Below are 7419 nucleotides of genomic sequence, written 5' to 3'. Positions count from 1 at the left end.
CGCGACCCGAAGCGGGGTACGGTCGAGCGCGATGCCCGCCTACGCCGACCTCGAGGTCCGCTTCCATCGCCTGTATGCCGTGCGCCACGCGATCGAGGGCCTGAAGTGGGACTGGGCGGCGATGATGCCGACCGCTTCGTGGCCGAGCGTTTCGGATACCGATCCATCGACCCAGTTCTTCCATTCGGTGCAGAGCGGTACGCGGGTTATCTTGATCTTCGCGAACGGCGTCCGAATGACAGGGTCCGGCACATCCTTGATTTCGCTCTGCTCTTTTCCGGTTATCGCAACGATCTTCATCGGGCGTCTCCTCGTCGGTCTTTGTTGAGAATATACTTCCGGTGCCGAGTTCAGTAAATGTACTTTTATCTATTCGTTTGCACTTTTCGTACATGAGTACTGATCATGAATGAAGCGATTATACTGTGACAGATGGCCGCGATAATCGATCTATTCCCAGGCGTCTGTGTTTTTAACGATATACACCGGTTCTTTGGGAATATGTACTTTTCCGTTTTTCTGCGGCAGTGGCCTTCCCAGGCAATCAACGACCGATGAGCCGGAAGGAACATCATAGATGAGATCCCTGCCTCTTCGGCTCCAGGCGACCAGAACCGTCCTCGATGCCCCGCTGAACTGCAGGATACGCCCGTCACTCGCCGGTAATTCCTGAGTGAAATGAAGCCCGTCAAGCATTTTGGTGAGCACTGCACAGGCGACGGCTATGGGGCGAGGCTCCCGGTAATCCCAGAACGATTTCGTATAATGATGATGGTAATAAAAGTCGTCCTGCCCGTCATAAAAGAATATTTTTTCTATGCCGAGCGCGAGCTGCATTACGCTCCAGTACACAAAATCGCCGGCGGCATCCATCGGCGAAAGAACTCCGTCGGGGAGATATACACCATTGGCGGTTATGGCTCTGCTTGCAAACCCCCACTCGGTATTCCAGATCACAGGAGTCTTGCCCCCGATTTTCATTGCACTCCGCATCCACTCAAGGCGCTTGAGCGGGTGATCGGAATCATCAAGAAAGCGGCGGTCTCTGACATAGTGATGAAATCCGAATACATCAAGGGACACAATGCCGAGGTTTTCAACGAGTTTTTCCGGAAAATCGTCCATGTAATTGTTGGTGAGACCCCGCGTGTGAAAAAAATATGCCGGTCCGCCGACGATCTTGATATCAGGATCGATCGACTTGATGACATCCTTTGCCGATTTTACGAGGAGAAGCCACGCTTCAAGACGTGTCATCCCGGACGGCGGATTTAAAAAATCGATATCCGGCTCGTTCCAAATATCCCAGTAGCGTATCTTCGTGCGATATCGTTGGACCATCGTCCGCACATAGTTCTGCCAAGCGCTCATATCGGCAGGGAGGTCCGCCTTATAGTCGAGAAAATCGGTTCCACGCCTGACATTTGATGGATTTTGTGCCGCCCATTGCGGTGTACGATCGAGGCTCCCTAGGATATCGAAGCCTGCATTGAGAAAACGGTCGACATGAACATCGGGGAAAAACCATTTTCCTTTCTGCGGTTCGACCGCCGTCCATTTCGTAAAAAGCGGATTATTTGCTCTAATCCAGTGAACACCGAGAAGACGCATCTTCGCAACACCTATATCGCCACCCTCAATATGTATACCGAACGGAGAATCCCTTCCGGCAATTCGTTTCGTATCCGGAACGATGCCAATGCTCATCATTCCTTTGGGTGTCGTCGTTGACCATGGTGTTTCCCAACGCAGTTGATACCAGCCGACATCAAGATCGGTAAATGTTTCCGTCCCCGGCGTATCGGCACTCCACGACCCTCTACGGATCTCTTTGTTGTCGATGGTGACAAGCGACCAGTCTGCACGTTTCCCCGCAGCGTGAGCCGCAAAATAGCGCAGCTGGACCTCAGTTCCTTTCGTGTAAAGCGTCATTGTTCGGTCTGCAATAACACCGAACGCCGCTTTTCCATCATTCCCTGCGCGCTGGACGAGCGAAACACCGGAGACAAGGATCGACCCGGCCCCCGATGCGCGCAACTCTGCTCGCGCATACATGATACTGCTGCGTTCAGGTACTGTACCGCGCACCTCGATCGATGTCCAATTAGTGTCGATCGTTATTTTTGTTTTCGGCCCATACCAACCGGGGCAGAATATACCGAGCGATGCCGATGATGACCCTTCGTTCATGCGAACACGAGCATGCAGCACGAACGGCTGCTCCGGCGTGACTGGCAACATCGCGGAAGCCAGTACCGAAACGGTATGCGGTTCGCACGCCATTGTAAGGACCGGAACTTCGTCAATGGCAACTACCGTACAGCGCGGCGGATCGACGGAGTAGCGAAGCTGCGTTTCATTGACGGGTCCAAGAGGCGGATGCTCAACCTCACCGAATGTGGTCCATCCGTAGCGATCGAGCGTAAAATTCCCGTTGGGAAGAAGATTCCCTTCCTTGATCTGTTTTTTGATCACGGGGGGGGAATCATGTTCACTGACAACCAGCTTTTTTATCGACACTGTTCCTTTTTGCGGGAACATGAATACAATTCGCGCTGAGGCATCGTCATTTTTCGCCTCGCTCCATGTATTTCTTTCTGCCCACTCCGGCAGCGCTATCGATTTTTGCTCGACGTATCGGGTATAAGCACCGCCGTTCTGTATCAGGTTGGCGATAAACGGTATGCCGCTGCCTGAAACAATGGTTGTAATACTGTAGATCTTTCCCTTTTTCACGGCAATACTTTTTATCGATCGCATCTGAGCGCGACCTTTTCCCGTATCGACTATCTCGATCGACTGGGACATCAGCTCCGTGGTGACATGAGCGGCACGGTATACCACTTGTGCTTTGGACCATTGCGAATCGTCCTCCCATCCTTCTGTGATCATTCCTGTGGCATTCGGGTTATTCGTATTTTCGGCGAATGGTCCGGAGAAACTTGTTTCAAATACTATCGAATCCGCGAAAAGCGTCGTGTTGCAGATTAGGAATGCGGCGGTCGCAATGATACGAGCAAAATGAGTAAATTCAGAGTGCATAGCGTTCGCTCCTTATTGCTGTAACAACGCGATGTATTTTTGAAGTATACATAGAGAAGATGATAATGCAATGATATGTTCTCTCTGGGCATGTGTAAATGCATATTTACTCGTTCGCTTGCACTTTTCGTTTGGCGCACGCGGTGTTGCGAAACAGCACGAAAACGGTAGAATGTATTCATGCGCGATATTGTTGTCACCAATATTGGATTGGATACGCCGCATTCTAGGGACCTTATCTATGATCGGCCAAAGGGCATACCCGAGTGGCTGCTCATGTGTTTCTCTACACCGTTCTATGCGACAACGAATGGCGGTGTTGCCGAGGGAAGTCCCGGCGATGTAATGCTTATGCCGCCAAACGTTCCGCAGCGTCATGGAACGCCCTTGAACGCGAAGGGCGGTTTCCGTAATGACTGGATGCATTTTACCGGTGATGCGGCGGCGAGACTTGTGTCTGCGTATGCCGTTCCGGTGAACACGATAATATCCACCGGCCGAACGGATTTTATCACCGGGCATCTTAGCGTTATTCAGGGTGAAATGCATGCCAAGCGTCCGCGGTGGGAGGATATGATACGGCTTGAAGTTGAGCATATCCTGCTGCGGCTGTCACGCCATGCTGCACTTCCAGAGCGATATCGGACAGGGAAGCAAAAGGAGCAGTATGCACGGTTCATCGAGATACGCGCACAGCTGCAGAAACACGCCGCGGATGAATGGAGCGTTTCGGCCATGGCCGAACAGGCGCATATGAGCGCCAATCGCTTCACGTCGGTCTATCGGGCGTTCTTCGGCACGAGTCCCATGGACGATCTTATCACGATGCGTCTTGAGAACGCCAAGGCCATGCTCGCTCACTCCGATGTACCCATCGGGCGGGTGGCAGAACTTACGGGATTCCAAAGCCCGTACTATTTCAGCAGGATATTCAAAAAAAGATGCGGGATGTCCCCCGAGGCGTATCGCTCACAGTGAAGTACAGACGATCACAGCACGAAATATGGTCGTTGATCCTCGCCGCAATGGACGCAGCATCCGTCGCGAAGGCCTGAAACATCGGTCAGATATCCCGTGCGTTCAATGACGGCATTGCCGCATTTCGGACAATAGGTATTATTATTCCCGACACGGGTGTTGCCGATGTACACATAGTGAAGGTGTTCTTTCGCGCGGCGGGCCATGGAGAGGAGTACGGCATCGCCGGTCGCGGTCTCTGCATACCGATACGAGGGATGATACGCGGATAGATGGAGCGGTATCGTCGGGCGTATGGACGCGAGAAATGATGCAATGCCGTCGATGACAGTAATGCTGTCATTGAGCGCGGTCACGATGAGCGTTGTCACTTCCACATGGCAGCGCTTCGCCGCGAGCGCGATCGTCCGGCGTACATCATCCGCATTGCCCTTCGCTGTATTTGCGTAGAAGGCATCATCTCCCTTAAGATCGATATTCATCGCATCGATGAACGGCAGCAGTTTGAGAAGCGGGCCCTCATTGATGTATCCATTGGTGACAAGCACGGTCTTGATGCCCCGCACGTGAAGCGCTTGTGCGGCATCGTAGACGTATTCGTACCACACGACGGGTTCGGCATAGGTGAAGGCCACCATGCGCGTCGGCGGCGTTGCCGTGCGCACGAGGTCATCAACGGAGAGATATTCCGTCTTCGGGAACGGTTCCTGCGATATGCGGTGGTTCTGACAGAACGGGCAGCGGAGATTGCAGCCGATACTGCCGAGGGAAAGTATCTCTTCCCCGGGATGGAAATGATAGAGCGGTTTCTTCTCAATGGGATCGACGGCCATGCTCGAAATCTCGCCGTAGTTATAGGTGACGATATGCCCGTCCTCCGCGCCGCGCACATTGCATATGCCGCGGCCGCCGTCGCGTATGATGCATGCATGCGGACAGAGCAGACAGCGTGCGGCGCTCGTATCCTCGAGATGGTCGAATGTCCGCCGCTTCATCAGAACGTGAATTCGGTGCCGACGTCGACGGAATCGACCGGCGAATACCCGCCGATACCATCGGAGATGAAATAGCGCGAGTAGATGACCTTCACCTTGAGCGGTCCGAATACCGTGTATTTTACCGAGAGCGTCATGACCGTATTGAGATCGAATATGCTGGAGATGAATTCGCTGAATATGATATGCGTCCTGTCGTACGTAAAGCGTCCGTTCAAATTCGGTATGACTTTTTCATCGAGCGTGAGCTCAAAATGAAGCTTATTCCCGGTCGACGCGAACGTGTACAGGTCGTAGTATTCCGAGTAATTGAGGAGAAAGCCGCCGACTTTACTGAAGCTCATCCCGCTTTCTATGACGAAACCGAGCGAGTCGGACATCTTTTTTCCATAGAGCTCGAGGATGCGCTGCGAGCGTATGCTTTCCTCGTAATACTGCTTGTCAAAGAGCTCGGGATAATGGCCGCCCATATTGAGGCGGAATTCCGCGCGCCAGGGGAGTATCCATGCATAGCCCTTTACCCCCGCCGCCGCGCCGAACCCGTACTGAAGACCGCTCATGTCCATGATGACGCCGTTGGTGCCGGAGAGGAGCGAATAGAGGAGATTTGCTGCGGCAATGGATGCTGCCCGCGTGTCGTATGTCCCGTTCGTGTAATATCCTGCGGGGAGCACATTGCTCGTTGTGCATATCTTCGCGAAGCCCATGCCCTCCATGCCGAAGTCGCCGTAGAGCGTGGCGCTCATCTGCTCGTTCTTTACAAGGGGGAGGCCCACATCAAGACCGAGCGCGAATACGCTCACCTCATTGGTCTTGTTGCCCCAGAAGAACGGCGAATACGTCGTCCAGGAATTGGTAAAGAACGGCTGAAAATCGCAGATGAACGAGACGCCGATATAGAATTTTTTCAGGAGCTCATCCTTCACGGCAAAAGCAAGGGGGCGGGTATAGATGCGCGCCGCAATGAAATTGTTCCGAGTAATATCCTCATCGAAGAATTCCGCACCCACGACGTCGAAATCGAGATTGAGATAGAACCCGTTCTTGCGTATCGTCGGGAAATTCTTCGCATTGTTGTATTGATTGAGGAGATAGCCGTTGCCGAAGGAGAGCTCATGTATCGATCCGAACCGCGCCCAGAACCAGTCCTTCTTCCACTGGACATAATAGAGCTTGATGAAAAGGTCGTGCATGGTATCGGCCATCCCGAGCATGTCCCATTCGTCATAATTATGCCAGGTGGGGGCCTGATAGAACGTCTGTGCAATGGGCAGATAGAACGGCAGATACAGACCGAGCCCGATTGGACCGAACGTTATCTCCGGCGTGAACGTGAGCGATCCCCATACACGCCATCCATTGTTGTACGGCTTGTCGTCGAAATAGGCGACACCCGCGCCGATATTCATTTTGAACGCGAACTCCCAGGGCTTTTCCGGCTCCCTGGGCTTATCCGCCTTTGTCTCATTGGTCTGCGGTCTTGCCGCGTTCGTTGCAGCGGCGTTCGTGCCGGCGAGAGCATTCGTTGACGTGTCTTTTTTCTGATCGGCCTTCGGGTCCTCTTTTTTCACCGTCGGCTCGGTCGATGCTTTCGCTTTCGTGTCTCCCTCGTCGACCTTCTGCCACTTTATTTCGTCATTTTTTTTTTCCGATGAGGCGGCTGCAACTGTGCCCTGAGCCGCGGTGACGGCCTTCGTCGACTGCGCGTTGCGTTCAAGCGCCTCTTTCACATCCATTATGTTCCAGTCGATATACGTCTTGTCCGGTATGTCGACCGGGGCGCTCGGCGGCATGCCGGCACCGGTGGTGCTTGTTTTTCCCGGTGTCACCTGCACCGGATTGCCGAGACCGGTCACGTTCGCGCTCAGGACCGAGCCTTCAAGTACCGATACGCTCGTCGTGCGGTCGTCGGTCTCAAGGATGATATCGGTGCCGGTGAGCAGGTTCGACTGATGCGGGGATACGACATAGAATTTTCCCGCGGCATTGTACTTGTCGCGGCGCAGGCGTATCTTCCCGTAGCGAAGGAGTATCGTATTGTGTTCTATCCGGAATACCGGGTCGTAGATGTGCGAATCGAACAGGAGCACGCTTTCTTCGCGCAGGAGTATATTGCCGCCTTTGGTTATCGTGAGCGTCGCATAGGCGCCGCGGTCGGTGCGTATGACATCGTCCTTCTTGAGGACATCGCCGATGACAGCCTGCCGCCAGGTATTGGAAAGCCCTGCACGCAGTTCGACGCGCCCTTCCGTGTACGTAACGACGAGATAGGGCTCTTCGCGCCGGTCGGCCGCCCCGCCCGCTTGCGCGCGTACCGCCAAAGCCGCGATGCAGAAGAGCACCGCTGTCATGATAGCACGTACTGATGTTTTCATGAACGCCCTTGCCGGCATGTATGCCGGCA

The 7419-nt window shown here is 53.7% G+C and carries 5 protein-coding genes; 1 reads left to right on the top strand and 4 read right to left on the bottom strand.

Annotation, left to right across the window (positions count from 1 at the left end):
* Window positions 1-39 precede the first annotated feature (39 nt).
* Both AABZ39_09755 and AABZ39_09750 read right to left on the bottom strand, forming a co-directional pair.
* The gene (locus AABZ39_09755) at window positions 40-300 is read right to left on the bottom strand and encodes a hypothetical protein (GenBank protein ID MEK6795051.1); all 261 of its coding nucleotides are present in this window, start codon (window positions 298-300) and stop codon (window positions 40-42) included.
* Between the two features lie 150 nt (window positions 301-450).
* Complete coding sequence (locus AABZ39_09750; protein ID MEK6795050.1) at window positions 451-2808, bottom strand: hypothetical protein; 2358 nt, start codon at window positions 2806-2808, stop codon at window positions 451-453.
* Window positions 2809-3222: 414 nt separating this feature from the next.
* Between AABZ39_09750 and AABZ39_09745 the strand changes: the two genes are divergently transcribed.
* On the top strand, window positions 3223-4020 hold the full coding sequence (locus tag AABZ39_09745; protein MEK6795049.1) for an AraC family transcriptional regulator: 798 nt from the start codon (window positions 3223-3225) through the stop codon (window positions 4018-4020).
* Window positions 4021-4031: 11 nt separating this feature from the next.
* Here AABZ39_09745 and amrS read toward each other — a convergent pair whose 3' ends face one another.
* A complete protein-coding gene (gene amrS, locus AABZ39_09740) occupies window positions 4032-5015 on the bottom strand; it encodes an AmmeMemoRadiSam system radical SAM enzyme (protein MEK6795048.1) in 984 nt (327 codons plus the stop codon).
* Window positions 5015-7390, bottom strand: coding sequence for a FecR domain-containing protein (locus tag AABZ39_09735; protein MEK6795047.1), 2376 nt, complete (start codon window positions 7388-7390; stop codon window positions 5015-5017). Before AABZ39_09735 ends, amrS begins: the two co-directional genes overlap by 1 nt.
* Window positions 7391-7419: the final 29 nt, after the last annotated feature.

This window comes from Spirochaetota bacterium, assembly GCA_038043445.1.
GTDB lineage: Bacteria > Spirochaetota > Brachyspiria > Brachyspirales > JACRPF01 > JBBTBY01.
This window is presented reverse-complemented; position numbering and strand designations above follow the sequence as displayed.

Bases quoted from the DNA above. Each gene is read 5' to 3' on its own strand.
- AABZ39_09755 (MEK6795051.1), bottom strand. From the start codon at position 300: ATGAAGATCGTTGCGATAACCGGAAAAGAGCAGAGCGAAATCAAGGAT.
- AABZ39_09750 (MEK6795050.1), bottom strand. From the start codon at position 2,808: ATGTCCCAGTCGATCGAGATAGTCGATACGGGAAAAGGTCGCGCTCAG.
- AABZ39_09745 (MEK6795049.1), top strand. From the start codon at position 3,223: ATGCGCGATATTGTTGTCACCAATATTGGATTGGATACGCCGCATTCT.
- amrS (MEK6795048.1), bottom strand. From the start codon at position 5,015: ATGAAGCGGCGGACATTCGACCATCTCGAGGATACGAGCGCCGCACGC.
- AABZ39_09735 (MEK6795047.1), bottom strand. From the start codon at position 7,390: ATGAAAACATCAGTACGTGCTATCATGACAGCGGTGCTCTTCTGCATC.